Source organism: Phenylobacterium sp., assembly GCF_036264965.1.
Taxonomy (GTDB): domain Bacteria; phylum Pseudomonadota; class Alphaproteobacteria; order Caulobacterales; family Caulobacteraceae; genus Phenylobacterium.
Map to the genome: position 1 here is coordinate 1 of NZ_DATAPY010000098.1, position 13,196 is coordinate 13,196.

At 68.9% G+C, this 13,196-nt stretch carries 12 protein-coding genes; 7 read left to right on the forward strand and 5 right to left on the reverse strand.

Annotated elements, in window-relative coordinates:
• Positions 1-261: 261 nt before the first annotated feature.
• Positions 262-537, reverse strand: a complete 276-nt coding sequence (locus VHS75_RS12320; protein ID WP_329638914.1) for a hypothetical protein — start codon at positions 535-537, stop codon at positions 262-264.
• Positions 538-730: 193 nt separating this feature from the next.
• Here VHS75_RS12320 and VHS75_RS12325 point away from each other — a divergent pair, with 193 nt between their 5' ends.
• Positions 731-1,480, forward strand: a complete 750-nt coding sequence (locus VHS75_RS12325; RefSeq protein WP_329638915.1) for an electron transfer flavoprotein subunit beta/FixA family protein — start codon at positions 731-733, stop codon at positions 1,478-1,480.
• On the forward strand, positions 1,480-2,424 hold the full coding sequence (locus tag VHS75_RS12330; protein WP_329638916.1) for an electron transfer flavoprotein subunit alpha/FixB family protein: 945 nt from the start codon (positions 1,480-1,482) through the stop codon (positions 2,422-2,424). The genes VHS75_RS12325 and VHS75_RS12330 overlap by 1 nt, the downstream gene beginning before the upstream one ends.
• A gap of 95 nt (positions 2,425-2,519) precedes the next feature.
• On the opposite strand, the gene VHS75_RS12335 is transcribed toward VHS75_RS12330, so the two are convergent.
• On the reverse strand, positions 2,520-2,888 hold the full coding sequence (locus tag VHS75_RS12335; RefSeq protein WP_329638917.1) for a TonB family protein: 369 nt from the start codon (positions 2,886-2,888) through the stop codon (positions 2,520-2,522).
• A gap of 125 nt (positions 2,889-3,013) precedes the next feature.
• Between VHS75_RS12335 and VHS75_RS12340 the strand changes: the two genes are divergently transcribed.
• The 3 genes from VHS75_RS12340 (at position 3,014) to VHS75_RS12350 (ending at position 5,228) form a co-directional block, all read left to right on the forward strand.
• Positions 3,014-3,916, forward strand: a complete 903-nt coding sequence (locus VHS75_RS12340) for a LysR substrate-binding domain-containing protein (RefSeq protein ID WP_329638918.1) — start codon at positions 3,014-3,016, stop codon at positions 3,914-3,916.
• A gap of 146 nt (positions 3,917-4,062) precedes the next feature.
• Positions 4,063-4,941, forward strand: coding sequence for a 3-hydroxybutyryl-CoA dehydrogenase (locus tag VHS75_RS12345; RefSeq protein WP_329638919.1), 879 nt, complete (start codon positions 4,063-4,065; stop codon positions 4,939-4,941).
• Positions 4,942-5,048: 107 nt separating this feature from the next.
• On the forward strand, positions 5,049-5,228 hold the full coding sequence (locus tag VHS75_RS12350; protein ID WP_329638920.1) for a hypothetical protein: 180 nt from the start codon (positions 5,049-5,051) through the stop codon (positions 5,226-5,228).
• A 328-nt stretch (positions 5,229-5,556) separates the two neighbouring features.
• Here VHS75_RS12350 and VHS75_RS12355 read toward each other — a convergent pair whose 3' ends face one another.
• The 3 genes from VHS75_RS12355 to VHS75_RS12365 all read right to left on the reverse strand — a co-directional run bounded on the left by VHS75_RS12355 (position 5,557) and on the right by VHS75_RS12365 (position 12,007).
• Positions 5,557-7,737 (reverse strand): PQQ-dependent dehydrogenase, methanol/ethanol family, encoded by a 2,181-nt coding sequence (locus VHS75_RS12355; protein WP_329638921.1) that lies wholly within the window; start codon positions 7,735-7,737, stop codon positions 5,557-5,559.
• Between the two features lie 66 nt (positions 7,738-7,803).
• Complete coding sequence (locus VHS75_RS12360) at positions 7,804-9,639, reverse strand: gamma-glutamyltransferase family protein (protein ID WP_329638922.1); 1,836 nt, start codon at positions 9,637-9,639, stop codon at positions 7,804-7,806.
• Between the two features lie 28 nt (positions 9,640-9,667).
• Positions 9,668-12,007 carry a PAS-domain containing protein gene (locus VHS75_RS12365; RefSeq protein WP_329638923.1) on the reverse strand — a complete coding sequence of 780 codons (2,340 nt, stop codon included), beginning with the start codon at positions 12,005-12,007 and terminating at the stop codon, positions 9,668-9,670.
• A 220-nt stretch (positions 12,008-12,227) separates the two neighbouring features.
• Between VHS75_RS12365 and VHS75_RS12370 the strand changes: the two genes are divergently transcribed.
• Positions 12,228-12,773, forward strand: coding sequence for a hypothetical protein (locus VHS75_RS12370; RefSeq protein ID WP_329638924.1), 546 nt, complete (start codon positions 12,228-12,230; stop codon positions 12,771-12,773).
• Positions 12,774-12,781: 8 nt separating this feature from the next.
• Entirely contained in the window at positions 12,782-13,195 is a 414-nt protein-coding gene (locus tag VHS75_RS12375) for a metallopeptidase family protein (protein ID WP_329638925.1), read from the forward strand.
• Position 13,196: the final 1 nt, after the last annotated feature.

Consider the following 13,196-nt stretch of genomic DNA (forward strand, 5'->3'; position numbering starts at 1 on the left):
GCTCGTCAGAACCTCCGTGCGCCGCATCAAGATCGCCATGGCCTCGGCCTATCCCTGGAAACGTGAATGGGCCCTGGCCTATGGGCGCCTCGCCAAAGCCGCCTGACTGCGCCCCGCCAAAACCCGTCCCCGAAACAGAACCCGCACCCAGACGATCACAGCCCCCCGCCCCAAGCGGCCGACGGCGGCCGCCTTCAAGATAACTCCAACGCCGATGCCAGGCCTCGCCCCCCCAACCGTGAGCCGTGTGAGATATCCGGGCTAGGGCTTCGGCGCAGCAGGTGTCCCCGGCGGCAGGCGGCCGATGGCGCGCAGCGCTTCGTCCTTGGCCTTCTGGTCGGTGATCATCCGCCCGGTCAGGTCGGACGTCAGGATCGGCTGGGCGCAGACCCGGCTGTAGCCGTCCCACCACTTATGCGCGCCCACGCAGCGTTCCTCAGGCCACGCCCAGCCCACGGTCCACACCAGGATGCCGACGTTGGCCACGGCGAAGATGCCGAGGAAGATCCACTTCAGGCGGTCGATCGTCTTGTTCATGGCCCTCTCTTTAAGCGATCACTGCGGCTACGTCAGTCCCCCCAAGACCCTGTCCCGGCTGACTTGGATCAAGTCAGCGGGGATAAACAGGGTCGTTGGCTATAGCTGGAGCCGGTTTGCAAACCGCGCCGGAACCGCTATTGCCCGCACTCGAAACCATCATTCCCCAGCAGATTTGAGGCGCTAGCGACCCATGAAGGTGTTGGTCCCGGTCAAGCGGGTGATCGATTACAACGTCAAGGCGCGGGTGAAGCCCGACCAGACGGGTGTCGACCTCGCGAACGTGAAAATGTCGATGAATCCCTTCTGCGAGATCGCGGTCGAAGAGGCCGTGCGTCTCAAGGAAAAGGGCGTCGCCACCGAAGTCGTCGCCGTCTCCATCGGGCCGGCCCAGGCGAGCGAGACGCTGCGCACCGCGCTGGCCATGGGCGCCGACCGCGCAATCCTGGTGCAGACCACCGAAGACCTGGAGCCCCTGGCTGTGGCCAAGGTGCTGAAGGCGATCATCGGCAAGGAAAACCCCGAGCTGGTGATCATGGGCAAGCAGGCCATCGACGGCGACAACAACGCCACCGGCCAGATGCTGGCGACCCTGCTCGACTGGCCGCAGGCGACGTTCGCGTCCGCCCTGGAAGTCTCCGGCAAGAAGGCCAAGGTGACCCGCGAGGTCGACGGCGGCCTGCAGACCCTGGAAATCGACCTGCCGGGCGTCGTCACCGCGGACCTGCGCCTCAACGAGCCGCGCTATGCGAGCCTGCCCAACATCATGAAGGCCAAGAAGAAGGAGCTCGCCATCGAAGAGCTCGCTTCGCTGGGCGTGGACACCGCGCCGCGGCTGAAGGTCCTGAAGGTCACCGAGCCGCCGAAGCGCGCCGGCGGCATCAAGGTGGAGACCGCCGCCGACCTCGTCTCCAAGCTCAAGACCGAAGCGGGGGTGCTCTGATGGCCGTTCTCGTCATCGCCGACCACGACAACGCCCACCTGCGGGACACCACCGAGAAGACGGTGACCGCCGCGCTCAAGCTCTCCAGCGACGTCGATGTCCTGGTGGCCGGCAAGGGCGCCAAGGGCGTGGCCGACGCGGCCGCCAAGATCACCGGCGTGCGCAAGGTCCTGCTGGCGGAAAGCGACAGCCTGGGCGAGGGCCTGGCCGAGGCCATGGAAGCCCTCGTGGTCCCGCTGATGGCCAACTACGACGCGGTGCTGACGCCCGCCACGAGCCAGGGCAAGAACTTCAGCCCGCGTATCGCCGCCAAGCTGGACGTGGCGCAGATCTCCGAGATCGTTGACGTGATCGACGCCAACACGTTCGTGCGGCCGATCTACGCCGGCAACGCGCTGGAGACGATCCAGTCCTCCGACGCCAAGAAGGTGATCACCGTCAGGCCCACCGTCTTCAAGGCGGCGGCGGATGGCGGCTCGGCCAAGGTGGAGACCATCCCGGCGCCGGCCGCTCCGGCCAAGACCCACTTCGTCGACCAGAAGCTGGTGAAGTCGGCGCGTCCGGAGCTTTCGGGCGCCAAGATCGTGGTCTCCGGCGGCCGCGCCATGGGCTCGGCCGAAGAGTTCCAGAAGGTGATCGAGCCGCTGGCCGACAAGCTCGGGGCCGCTGTCGGCGCCAGCCGCGCCGCGGTCGACGCCGGCTATGCCCCCAACGACTACCAGGTCGGCCAGACCGGCAAGGTGGTCGCGCCCGAGCTCTACATCGCCATCGGCATCTCCGGCGCCATCCAGCACCTGGCCGGCATGAAGGACTCCAAGGTCATCGTGGCGATCAACAAGGACGCCGACGCGCCGATCTTCCAGGTCGCCGACTACGGCCTGGTGGCGGACTATAAGACCGCCGTGCCGGAGCTGATGGCCGCGCTGACCGCCGCGGGCAAGTAGGCGGCTCTCAGACCTCGAACAAAAGGGGGCGGTCCAGCCAAGGACCGTCCCCTTTTTCTTCGGTCGAATGCGGCCGGGTGAGGCCGCGCCGGCCGTCAATGGGCCTGGGCCGGCGGGCCTGCGCCCTGGCCGACGTTCAGGGTCACCGCGCCCTCGAGCAATCCGACCGGAGCGTCGGCGACGAGCACCTTGCGCAGCACGTCCGCCACCGCGCGATCGATCTCGGGCGAGCCGGACGTACGCAGGATCTGCACGCCGGCCAGATGTCCGTCCGGGTTGATCCGGGCGCGCACCGAAACCGGCGGGCCTTGCGCATCGATCCCGGCCGCCCGCAGCAGGGCGTCGGCCCTGGCCTGCACGCGATCCGCGTAGGTGTGCGACTCCCACGGCGTGGTGGTGGCGGCGGCCGAGGTTGCGGCGAGCAGGAGGCCAGCCGCGGTCAGTCCCAAAAGCTGGGTCTTCATGATCTTGGTCCTTTGGTTTTGTTCGCGAAATCAGCGGCGCCGCTGACCTGGATGTGGGGTCGCGCATGGCCCGTCGCGAACGATAGTTTTTGCTCCAGGTTGTTACATCGGCTAACAACCTGGCCATGAAACGCCTGCCGCCCTACTTCGCGCTGCGCGCCCTCGAGGCCGCCGCCCGGCACCAAAGCTACAGCCGTGCGGCCAAGGAGCTGGCGGTCACCCACGGCGCGGTCAGCCAGCAGATCCGCCGACTGGAAGCTGAGCTCGGCGCGCGGCTGTTCCGCCGGCAGGGCAATGGCATGATCCCGCTGCCGGCCGCCGCGCGGCTCGCCGAACGGATCGCCGCGGCGCAAGCGATCCTGAGCGACGCCGTCCAGGAATTCGCGAGCTCAGCGTCCGCCGACGCCTTGGTGGTGAGCATCGATCCCCAGCTTGGCGTCCGCTGGCTGCCGCGGCGGTTGACTAGGCTGTTGGCCGATCCGGCGGGGGCCAACCTCGATCTCCGCTTCGAGGAACGCCTGGCCGATTTTGTCAGCGACGGCGTCGACGTCGGACTGCGCTATGGCCGAGAGCAGCCGATCGGGGTGGAGTCCGCCCTCTTGTTCCGCGAGCAGCTGTTCCCGGTCTGCAGCCCAACCTTGGCGGGGCATGAAGCGATCTGCACCCCTCAGGACCTGCTGGCCGCGCCGCTGCTGCGGCACACCCACAGGCCGTGGCGGCTGTGGTTCTCCGGCTTCGGTCTGTCTGAGCCGCCGGCCTCGGGGCCCGTGTTCGAGGACTCGATGATGGTCATCGAGGCCGCGGCTCAGGGCATGGGCGTCGCCCTGGCGCGATCCAGCCTCGTGCAGCACGATCTGGAGACCGGGCGGCTGGTGCGGCTCCTCCCGGAGGCGGTCGAGAACGATTTCGCCTTCTATGTCGCCTGGCGGGGCGACAACCCCAAACTGGCCCGCATCCACGCACTTCGCGACTGGCTGGTCGCCGAGATCGGGCGCGAGCCCGGAGCCGGCGAGCCGGACAGCTTCTGACGACGCTGGGCCATGGTCACGCTGCGCCGCAGCAAAAGCCTTGCGGCGGTACGGCGCCGTTATGTTAGAAAGCCGCCATAAAAAGAAGGGCCGCGCCAAGTTTACTCGGGGATTTGGGGGCGGGCCCGTTCATCGAGGCTCATTGAATGGTTCAGATTAAGTCGGTCGGCGTCATTGGCGCGGGCCAGATGGGGACCGGCATCGCTCATGTGGTGGCGCTGGGTGGCTATGACGTCCTTCTGCATGACGTCAGCGCCGAACGGCTGGAAGCGGGCATGGGCCTGATCCACCGCAACCTTACCCGCCAGGTGACGCGGGGCATCGTCACCCAAGATCAGATGGATGCCGCCCTGGCCCGCATCAAACCGGCGCCGGAACTCCAGACCATCGGCGGCGCCGACCTGGCCATCGAAGCGGCCACCGAGAACGAAGAGACCAAGAAGGCGATCTTCAAGGCTTTGGGGCCGCACCTGTCGGAGACCACGCTGCTGGCTTCCAACACCTCCTCCATTTCGATCACCCGCCTGGCGGCGGCCACCGATCGGCCCGACCGGTTCATCGGCCTGCACTTCATGAACCCGGCGCCCTTGATGAAGCTGGTGGAGATCATCCGCGGCATCGCCACGGGCCCCGACACCTACGAGACCGCCGTCCTCTTCGCGCAATCGCTGGGCAAGACGACCGCGAACGCCGAGGATTTCCCGGCCTTCATCGTCAACCGGGTGCTGGTGCCGATGATCAACGAGGCGATCTATACGCTCTATGAGGGCGTCGGCACGGTGGACGCCATCGACACGGCCATGAAGCTAGGCGCCAACCACCCCATGGGTCCGCTGGAGCTGGGCGACTTCATCGGCCTGGATACGGTGCTCTCGATCATGAACGTGCTCTACGAGGGCCTGGCGGATTCCAAGTACCGTCCCTGTCCGCTGCTGGTGAAATACGTCGAGGCCGGCTGGCTGGGCCGCAAGGCCGGCCGCGGCTTCTACGACTATCGCGGCGAGGTTCCGGTCCCGACGCGATAGGCCAATCTTGGCTTGGAGCAGGGGCGACGTCGCCGTGTTCCCTGACGCGGCAGGACCGCACATCTCCGTTCGCTGAGGCGCCGCCGGGGCCTTGTCGTCATCCTGTCATGGACGAGGTCGAGCTCCTCAAGGCCAGGATCGCGACACTGGAGCGGCGGATCGCTGAGATCGTGCGCCGTCACCCGCAGCTGGCGGCGGAATTCGACGAGCTGGCCGATCCGCGGCTGATCCCGGTGGCCGACTGGGCGGCGATGATGCTGGGCGCCCCGCTCCGCCCGGATAGCTGATCGCGCCGCCGTGGCTGCGCCAGCGCGTTGCGCCCCGGAGGAACCAGCCGGCGAAGACGCGACGTTTCGGCGCCGGCGGAGCCGCCGCCCGCGCCGCCAGGATCTCGGCCCATCGGCCATGGGCGCGGCCGCAACCCTGGCAGCTCGCCAGGCTGTCGCCGTCGGGCCCGGCGCTCAATACGACGGCGGGGTTCCCGCAGTCGGGGCATTCGAATTCGCCCGGCGTGCTTGGCGGCGTCATGGGCGGCCTCGGCCCCGTTGCTTCAGGTCGCCGCGATCCTCGCGCGAAACGGCATGAGGATGGAATGAGGTTTCGGCGGGCCGCAGACTACTTCTTCGCCGAGGCCTGCTGGGCGGCCTTCGCCTTGTTCGCCTGGCTGACGATGTAGTGGTAGATCGCCTCGGCCTGACCTTCGGCGAGCACCTTCTTGAATGAGACCATGCCCTTGTCGGCGCGGGTCCCGTCCACAACGATCGAGTTCCAGGTCGTCAGGTTGCGGAGCGCCGGCGAGTAGCGCAGGTCGGGGATCGACTTGTCGGCCACGCCGCCCGAGCCGTGGCAGCCGGCGCAGAAGCGGCCATAGGCGCCTTCGCCGTCGATCACCTGCTCGTTGGTGCCGGTCAGCAGCGGCGGGTCGAGCACCTTGCCGGCCACGGAGCCGGCGATCGGCGTCTGCGGCAGGGTCGCGCTGGCGTTGAGCTTGAAGACCAGCAGGCGCGAGTTGTTGGCGCTCAGCGGATTGGTTCGCGCCTGGCCGGGCGGCAGGCCGCGGGCGCCGACCACCAGGGCCACATATTGCTCGCCGCCGATGGTGTAGGTCGAAGGCGCGGCGACCACGTCGGCCTGGGTCGGGGCCGACCACAGCTTCTGGCCCGTCCTGGCGTCGAAGGCGTTGAAATTGCCGCTCCAGTCGCCGGAGAAGACGATGTCGCTGGCGGTGACCAGGACACCGTGGGCGCCGTAGTCCTTGTCGGGCGCGCGCCAGATTTCCTTCTGCCGGATCGGGTCGTAGGCTTCCAGGTAGGAGCGGATGTTGCCGCGCGGCAGCGCGCCGGGTTTGCCGTAAAGCTCGGTGATCTTGTCGGAGAAGGACACTGTGCCGGTGTTGTAGACCCGCTCCTTCACCTGGAAGGTGTCGGGCTTGGCAGACTGGAAGCCGGTCGAACTCTCGGTGACCGGGATATAGACCAGGCCGGTCTTCGGGCTGTAGGCCATCGGGTGCCAGTTGTGGGCCCCCAGCGGCGCGGGCTGGACGATGGCGGCCTTGTCGTCGGTGTAGCGGACGTCGGGGTTCTCGACCGGGCGGCCGGTCTTCATGTCGATCTTCGAGGCCCAGTTGGCCGGCGCGAACTTCTCGGCCGAGATCAGCTTCCCGGTGGCCGCGTCCCAGACGTAGAAGAAGCCGGTCTTGGGGGCCTGCATCAGGACATGGCGAACCTGGCCCTTGATCTTCAGGTCGGCGGTCATCAGCGGGTTGGTGACGTCGTAGTCCCACTCGTCGCCCGGCACCTCCTGGAAGTGCCAGACGTACTGGCCGGTGGTCGCCTTCACTGCGATCACCGAGGAGACAAAGAGGTTGTCGCCACCCTTCGGGCTGCGGACTTCCTGGCTCCAGGAGAGGCCGTTGCCGGTGCCGAAGTAGATCAGGTCGGTCTTGGGATCGTAGAGGATGGTGTCCCAGGCCGTGGCGCCGCCGCCGTATTTCCAGAAGTCGCCGTCCCAGGTCTTCAGGGCGGACTTCAGTTGCGGGGTGTTGGTCGGATCGCCGGGTGCGGCGGGCACGGTGTAGAAGCGCCACTTCAGCTTGCCGGTGGCCGCGTCATAGGCCGAGACGTAACCGCGGCAGGTGTATTCGGCGCCGGCGTTGCCGATGATCACCAAGCCTTTCACGATCCGCGGGACCTGGGTGATCGTATAGGGCTGCTTGGGATCGGTGGTCTGCACCGACCAGGCGACCTTGCCGGTCTTGGCGTCCAGCGCGATCAGCCGGCCATCGAGCGCGCCGAGGTAGAGCTTGCCCTTCCAGGCGGCGACCCCGCGGTTGACCACGTCACAACAGGCCACCGCGCCGTTGGCCGGATCGACCTTGGGATCGTAGTCCCAGAGCTTGGCGCCGGTCTTAGCGTCATAGGCCTTCACCTTCGACCAGGCGGTGGTGATGTAGAGCGCGCCGTCGACCACGACGGGCGTCGATTCCTGGCCGCGCTCAGTGTCGATATCGCCGTACCAGGCGAGGCCCAGCTTAGAGACGTTGGCCTTGTTGATGCCGGTCAGCGGGCTGTAGCGCTGTTCGGAATAGGTGCGGCCGGACGCCATCCAGGTCCCGGGCTCGGCGTCGGCTGCCAGCAGGCGCGCGCCGTCGACGGCCGCGGCGCCCATCGGATGCGGGGCGGGCTTCGCATCCGCGCCAAATGCGGCCGGGCCCAGGGCCATGGACAGCGCCGCGGCGCCGGCGATCAGAGTCTTGAAGGCGCGCCCGGCGACGCCGCGCGTCTCTTGCTTTTGCATTTGTTTCGCTCCCCAGATTCGCTTTTGTCCCATCCGTCCGCGGCGGAGGCAAGGCGAAGAGGCGCGCTAGAACCCGACCGCCTGGCCGTCCTTGCGATGGTCGGAGCCGGCGCGGTAGACGCGGGGCTTGGCAGAACCTGGTTCGGCGTCGGGGTTCTGCACCAGGATCGACTGGAAGCCGCCCATGATGGCGCTGTCGGGCTTGTCCAGCCTGTGGCCCATGGCGGTCAGATCCTTGCCGACCAGGTCGTAGAGGCCGGGCTCCAGCACCAGGCGGTTGGCCACCTGATTGTGCCGGAAGCGGGCCATGTCGGTGGCCATCTGCAGATTGGCGCCGAGGTCGAAGATGTTGACCAGCGCCTGGGCGTGGCCCTGGGCCTGCATGTCGCCGCCCATCAGCAGGATCGACATGAGCGGTGCGGTCCCGTCCATCACGAAGCCGGCGGCCAGCGTGTTGTAGGGCCGCTTGCCGGGCGCGATGACGTTGGGCGACTTGGGGTCGAGGCTGAAGAGGCCGCCGCGGTTGTGCAGCACGAAACCGTAGCCCGGCACGCCCAGGCCCGAGCCGAAGTTCGAATAGTTGGAGTTCACCCAGGCGACCATGTTGCCCTGGTCGTCGGCGGTGGTGAGCACGATGGTGTCGCCGTTGGCGTCCGCCGCGCCCGGTCGGCCGGTGGCCGAGGCATGGGCTGGATCAGCCTTGCCGCAGAGTTCCCTGGCGTGGGCCTTGGAGAGCAGACGCTCCAGCGGAATCTTGGCGAAGTGCGGGTCGGCGTTGAAGGCGATCAGGTCGGCGAAGGCCAGCTTCTTGGCCTCGACCATGAAGTGCCAGTAGCGCGGGCTGCGGGGTCCCAGGCTGGCCAGGGTCTCGCCCGGCGTCCAGGCCGGAACGCAGGCCTCCAGCACATTGAGCATCTCCAGCGCCGCCCAGGACTGCGAGGGCGGCGGAAGCTCATAGATGTCGTGACCGTGGTAGGTGGTGTGGGCGAGATCGATCCACTCGCCGGAATAGCGGGCGAGGTCGTCCATCGTCATGGTCCCGCCCTGCGCCGTGGACTTGGCGACGATCGCGCGGCCGATCTCGCCCTTGTAGAAGGCCGCCGCTCCCTGCGCCTGCAGCAGGCGGAAGGTCCTGGCGAGGCCGGGGTTGCGGAAGACCTGACCGGGCTCCGGCTGGCGGCCGTCGGGATAGAAGATCGCCGCCGCGTCCGGGTCGACGGCGGCGTCGGAGGGCTTGCCGGCGGCTGGCCAGGTCTTCTGCAGATGCCAGTCGTGGCCGATCCGCTGGCTGATGGGGAAGCCTTCCTCGGCGTAGCTCGCCGCCGGCTCCAGCACCTGCTTGAAGCCCATGGTGCCGAAGCGCTTCAGCAGGGCGTCCCAGCCCCAGACGGAGCCCGGCACGGTGACCGGCAGGATCCCACCCTGCGGCATGCCGGAGCCCGGGCCCCAGTTGGCGGGGTCAGCGTGATAGCCGAGGGCGGCGAAGTGCTCCGGCGTCGCGCCGCTGGGGGCCATGCCGCTGGCGTTCAGCGCGTAGAGCTTGTGCGCCTTGGCGACGTAGACGATGGCGAAGACGTCGCCACCCGGGCCGACGTTCATCGGCTCGACCAGGCTGAGCATGGCGGCGGTGGCCACCGCGGCGTCGACCGCGTTGCCGCCCGCCTTCAGCACCTGCAGTCCCGCCTGAGCGGCCAGCGGCTGACTGGTGGAGACCATGCCGTGGCGGGCCATCACCTCGGCGCGCGACTGGGCGCCCCAGCCCTCGGCCCGGTCGCCGCGCACGGCGGTGCAGGCCGGCGCCTTGGCGGGACCTTCGCAGGTGGAGAGCGCCGGCGTCTCGGCGTGCGTGGCGGTGCACAGGACGGCGGCGCCCATGGCGAGGATCAGTCCCAGTCTGCGCATCTTGTCCCCCGAACGCTCGCCCACACCCCTAAGGCCGCAACCCTAGCTCGGGCTGGGCGGCCGCGGCCACGGCTTCTTCGGGGAGGTGGCAGGTGAAGGTGGCGCCGGCGCCGGGTTCGCTCTCCAGCGCCACCCAGCCGCCGTGCAGTTCGGTCAAGGCCTTGACCAGCGCCAGGCCCAGGCCCGGGCCGCCGCGCTCGCGGCCGATGAAACGGTCGAAGATGTGCGCCTGGACGTGGAAGGGGATGCCGCGGCCGGTATCGGTGACGCTGAGCTGCACCTCGCCCAGGCCTTTCTTGGCGCCCAGGGTGACGGTCCCGCCGGCCGGGGTCTGACCCAGGGCGTTCTCCACCAGATGGGTGAGTATCTGGCCGAGGCGGCGCGCGTCGCCGCGGATCAGGCCGACCTCGGGCGGGCATTCCACGACGATGGCGACGTTGGCCGCTTCGGCCTCCGGCGCCCAGCGCTCAGCCTGGGCGGCCAGCAGCTCGGCGACGCGGACGTCCTCCAGGTCCAGCGCCATCTCGTCGGCGTCGATCTGGGCCATGTCGAGCACGTCGTCGATGGAGCGCGCTAGCTGGGTCGCCGCCTGCTTCACCGCCGCGGCATGGCCGCGGCCGCGCTCGGACAGGCCCTCGCCGGAGCGTTCCAGAAGCTCCGAGTAGCCGATGATGGTGGTCAGCGGGGTGCGCAGTTCGTAGGAGACGTTGCCCACGAAGTCGCGCTTCAGCCGCTCGGCGTCGGCCAGGGCCTGCTCCTTGGCCTCCAGCGCGCCCTCCAGCTTACGGGCGTCGGTGACGTCGGTGAAGGCGATCAGCGTCGCCCCGTCAGGCAAAGGCCTGGATTGGTAGAGGACGATGCGGCTGTCGGCGGTCTTCACCTCGCCGGTGGTCGGCGCGCGGGCCTGCGGATCGGGATCGGCGACGCGGCCCTTCAGCTCCGCCCAGAAGCTGCGGTCATGCAGCTTGGGAATGCAGAGCTCGACCACGCCCTCGAAGTCGCCGGCCGCCTCGACCTGGGCCGGGGTGACGTTCCAGAATTTGGCGAAGCTCTCGTTGTGCAGGCGCAGGCGGCCGTCAGAGCCGAACACGGTCACCGCGTCCGAAAGCTTGTCGAGCGTCGCCTGCTGCACCTGGATCAGGGCGTTGTACTGGCTGGTCAGTTTCAGCTCGTCGGTGATGTCCGAATAGAGCAGCAGCAGGCCGCCCATCGGATGCGGCTGGCGCACCACCTTCAGGGTCCGCCCGTCCGGCAGGCTCCACATCTCGTCCGGGCCGGCGGCGAGTTGCTCGTAGCGGTCGAGCTCGCCGGCCTTCCACTTGCTATAGTCGGCGGTCTCCGGCAGGCGGCGGCGCTGGCGCAGGCGGTCGAGCACTTCCGAATGGGTCGGCTGTTCGGCCAGCCAGGCGGGCTCCAGGCCCCAGAGTTCGGCGAAGGCGATGTTGTGGAACATCAGCTTCTTGCCCTTGTCGAACACCGCCACGGCCTCGGCGATATGGTTCAGGGTCTCGTCGTGCGCCTCGACATTGCGCTTCAGGAGTTCGCGCAGGTCTTCCTGCTCGCCGACGTCTTCGGTCCAGACGCCGACGCCGCCGCCCTCCAGGGGCTGGGCGGCGATGTGGAAGGCGCGGCGCTTGCCGGCCACGGTGGACCAGCGGACCGTGTCGCGCCGCTGGCCAAGGTTGGCAGCCTCGCTGGCCAGAGCGTCGGCGGAGCGGTCGAAGGCCACGCCACGGGCGGCGGCGTCATCGAGGCTGACGGCGTCGGCGGCCTTGAGCCAGGCCGAATTGACCCAGACGGGCGAACCGTCGGCCGCGGCGATCCAGGCCGGCGTCGGGCGCGCGTTGATGAAGGCCGCGAAGCGAGGCGCGGTGGGCAGGCCGGCGTCGTCCGCCGTCGCCGACGACAGTCGCAACCAGGCGAGTGCGCCGGCCGCGCGGCCCTCGACCGCCACCAGCCCGCCGCTTCCTGTGCTGGAGGGGCCCTGCACCTCGAAGGCGCAGGCCTCGCCGCGTTCGAAGAGCGCGCGCAGGCGCCGCGCATGGTCGGGGTCGGCGCGCATCAGGGCGTTCACGACGCCTTGCGGGTCAGGCTCGGAAAGGCCGAGGGCGGCGGCGCAGACGGCCAGGGATTCCTCGCCGGACGCCAGCAGCGCGCGGCCGTCTTCCACCGCCAGCAGGGCTGAGTCGAACGCCTCGGCCGAGGCCTGGGCGGTTTCGGCGCGGGCCTCCAGGGCGGCAAGCTTCCGGGCGATGGCGGCGACGCGGTCCTGCGCCTGGCGGCGCTGGGCCAGCGCCCACAGCACCGCGCAGATGGCGAGCGACACCGCGCCCGCCGCGGCGGCCAGGATCAGTTGGTTGGCGCCCATGCCTCTTAGCTTCGGCCCTGCTCCGGCGAATCAGCTTCCCGCACCCTAGAGCCCTTCCCACTCAAGTTGGATCAACTTGAGCGGACAAGAAGGGCTCCAGATATAGCCGACCACCCTGTTCTTTCCCGGCTGACTTGATTCAAGTCAGCCGGGAAAGGGTCTAGGCCGCGACGCCGCTCGCCGCATCCGCGCCACACGCGTTAGGATAGGCTAACTTCGCATGATCGGTGAGATGACCGCGATCCTCTATCCTGTGGCGGCGAATGCCGAGCAGGCCATGGCCGCTCCGCTGGGCCAGGCGGCCCGGGAGCGCGAGGCGCTGGGCGTGGCGGGCGAGGCGGTGATCTTCACCACAGATCCGACCGGTCCGGCCTTCGCGACGCGAGACGCGGCGGCCGTGGCCTACGGCGCCTTGCTGGACGAGCCCTGGCGCAGGCTGACCGAACAGATCCTGCCCGGCCAGAAGATCGCCCACGCCGAACCGGCCATGGCCGACGGCCGCCGCTGGTCCGCACCGACCGCCGCGCCGCCGCGCACCGCGTGGCGGCTGATGGTCTCCTACTGGCGGATCGCCACCGCCGAACGACCGATCGAGACACCGCAGGCCCGCCGCGCGCGACGCGAGCGACAGGCGTTGGACGCGGAAACCGTACGCGCCATGGCTCAGCAGCCCTTGCGGCCTATCGAGCCGCAGCAGCCGCTGGACATCGGCCTCTTCGAGACCCGCCTGCCCGAGGCGCCCCACATCGTGGTTCCAGATGAGTAATTGGCCCGATGAGTGAGCCGCATGCGCCGTTCGGCAAGGCGCCTTCGCTGGACGACCTGGCGGCGATCGCCGAGGCCGCCTTCCTGACCCTGCCGGAGGGCTTTCGCAAACTCACCGGCGACGTGGTGTTCCGCGTCGACGATTTCCCGAGCGAAGAGGTGCTTGACGAGCTCGGCATCGAGGACGCCTTCGGCCTGACCGGCCTCTACCAGGGCATCGACATCGGCCACCGCGACGCCGGCGGGCCGGCCGCGGGGCCCTCGATGATCTTCCTCTACCGCCGCCCGATCCTCGACGAATGGGCCGAGCACGGCGAGGTGACCCTGGAGGAGCTGGTCGCCCACGTCCTGGTCCACGAGATCGGCCACCACATGGGCCTGTCGGACGCCGACATCGACGCCATCGAGGCGAGCGCGGGATGAA

What these genes read in the sequence shown, in the direction of transcription:
- VHS75_RS12320 (WP_329638914.1), bottom strand. Translation starts at nt 537, where the DNA reads ATGAACAAGACGATCGACCGCCTGAAGTGGATCTTCCTCGGCATCTTC.
- VHS75_RS12325 (WP_329638915.1), top strand. Translation starts at nt 731, where the DNA reads ATGAAGGTGTTGGTCCCGGTCAAGCGGGTGATCGATTACAACGTCAAG.
- VHS75_RS12330 (WP_329638916.1), top strand. Translation starts at nt 1,480, where the DNA reads ATGGCCGTTCTCGTCATCGCCGACCACGACAACGCCCACCTGCGGGAC.
- VHS75_RS12335 (WP_329638917.1), bottom strand. Translation starts at nt 2,888, where the DNA reads ATGAAGACCCAGCTTTTGGGACTGACCGCGGCTGGCCTCCTGCTCGCC.
- VHS75_RS12340 (WP_329638918.1), top strand. Translation starts at nt 3,014, where the DNA reads ATGAAACGCCTGCCGCCCTACTTCGCGCTGCGCGCCCTCGAGGCCGCC.
- VHS75_RS12345 (WP_329638919.1), top strand. Translation starts at nt 4,063, where the DNA reads ATGGTTCAGATTAAGTCGGTCGGCGTCATTGGCGCGGGCCAGATGGGG.
- VHS75_RS12350 (WP_329638920.1), top strand. Translation starts at nt 5,049, where the DNA reads ATGGACGAGGTCGAGCTCCTCAAGGCCAGGATCGCGACACTGGAGCGG.
- VHS75_RS12355 (WP_329638921.1), bottom strand. Translation starts at nt 7,737, where the DNA reads ATGCAAAAGCAAGAGACGCGCGGCGTCGCCGGGCGCGCCTTCAAGACT.
- VHS75_RS12360 (WP_329638922.1), bottom strand. Translation starts at nt 9,639, where the DNA reads ATGCGCAGACTGGGACTGATCCTCGCCATGGGCGCCGCCGTCCTGTGC.
- VHS75_RS12365 (WP_329638923.1), bottom strand. Translation starts at nt 12,007, where the DNA reads ATGGGCGCCAACCAACTGATCCTGGCCGCCGCGGCGGGCGCGGTGTCG.
- VHS75_RS12370 (WP_329638924.1), top strand. Translation starts at nt 12,228, where the DNA reads ATGATCGGTGAGATGACCGCGATCCTCTATCCTGTGGCGGCGAATGCC.
- VHS75_RS12375 (WP_329638925.1), top strand. Translation starts at nt 12,782, where the DNA reads ATGAGTGAGCCGCATGCGCCGTTCGGCAAGGCGCCTTCGCTGGACGAC.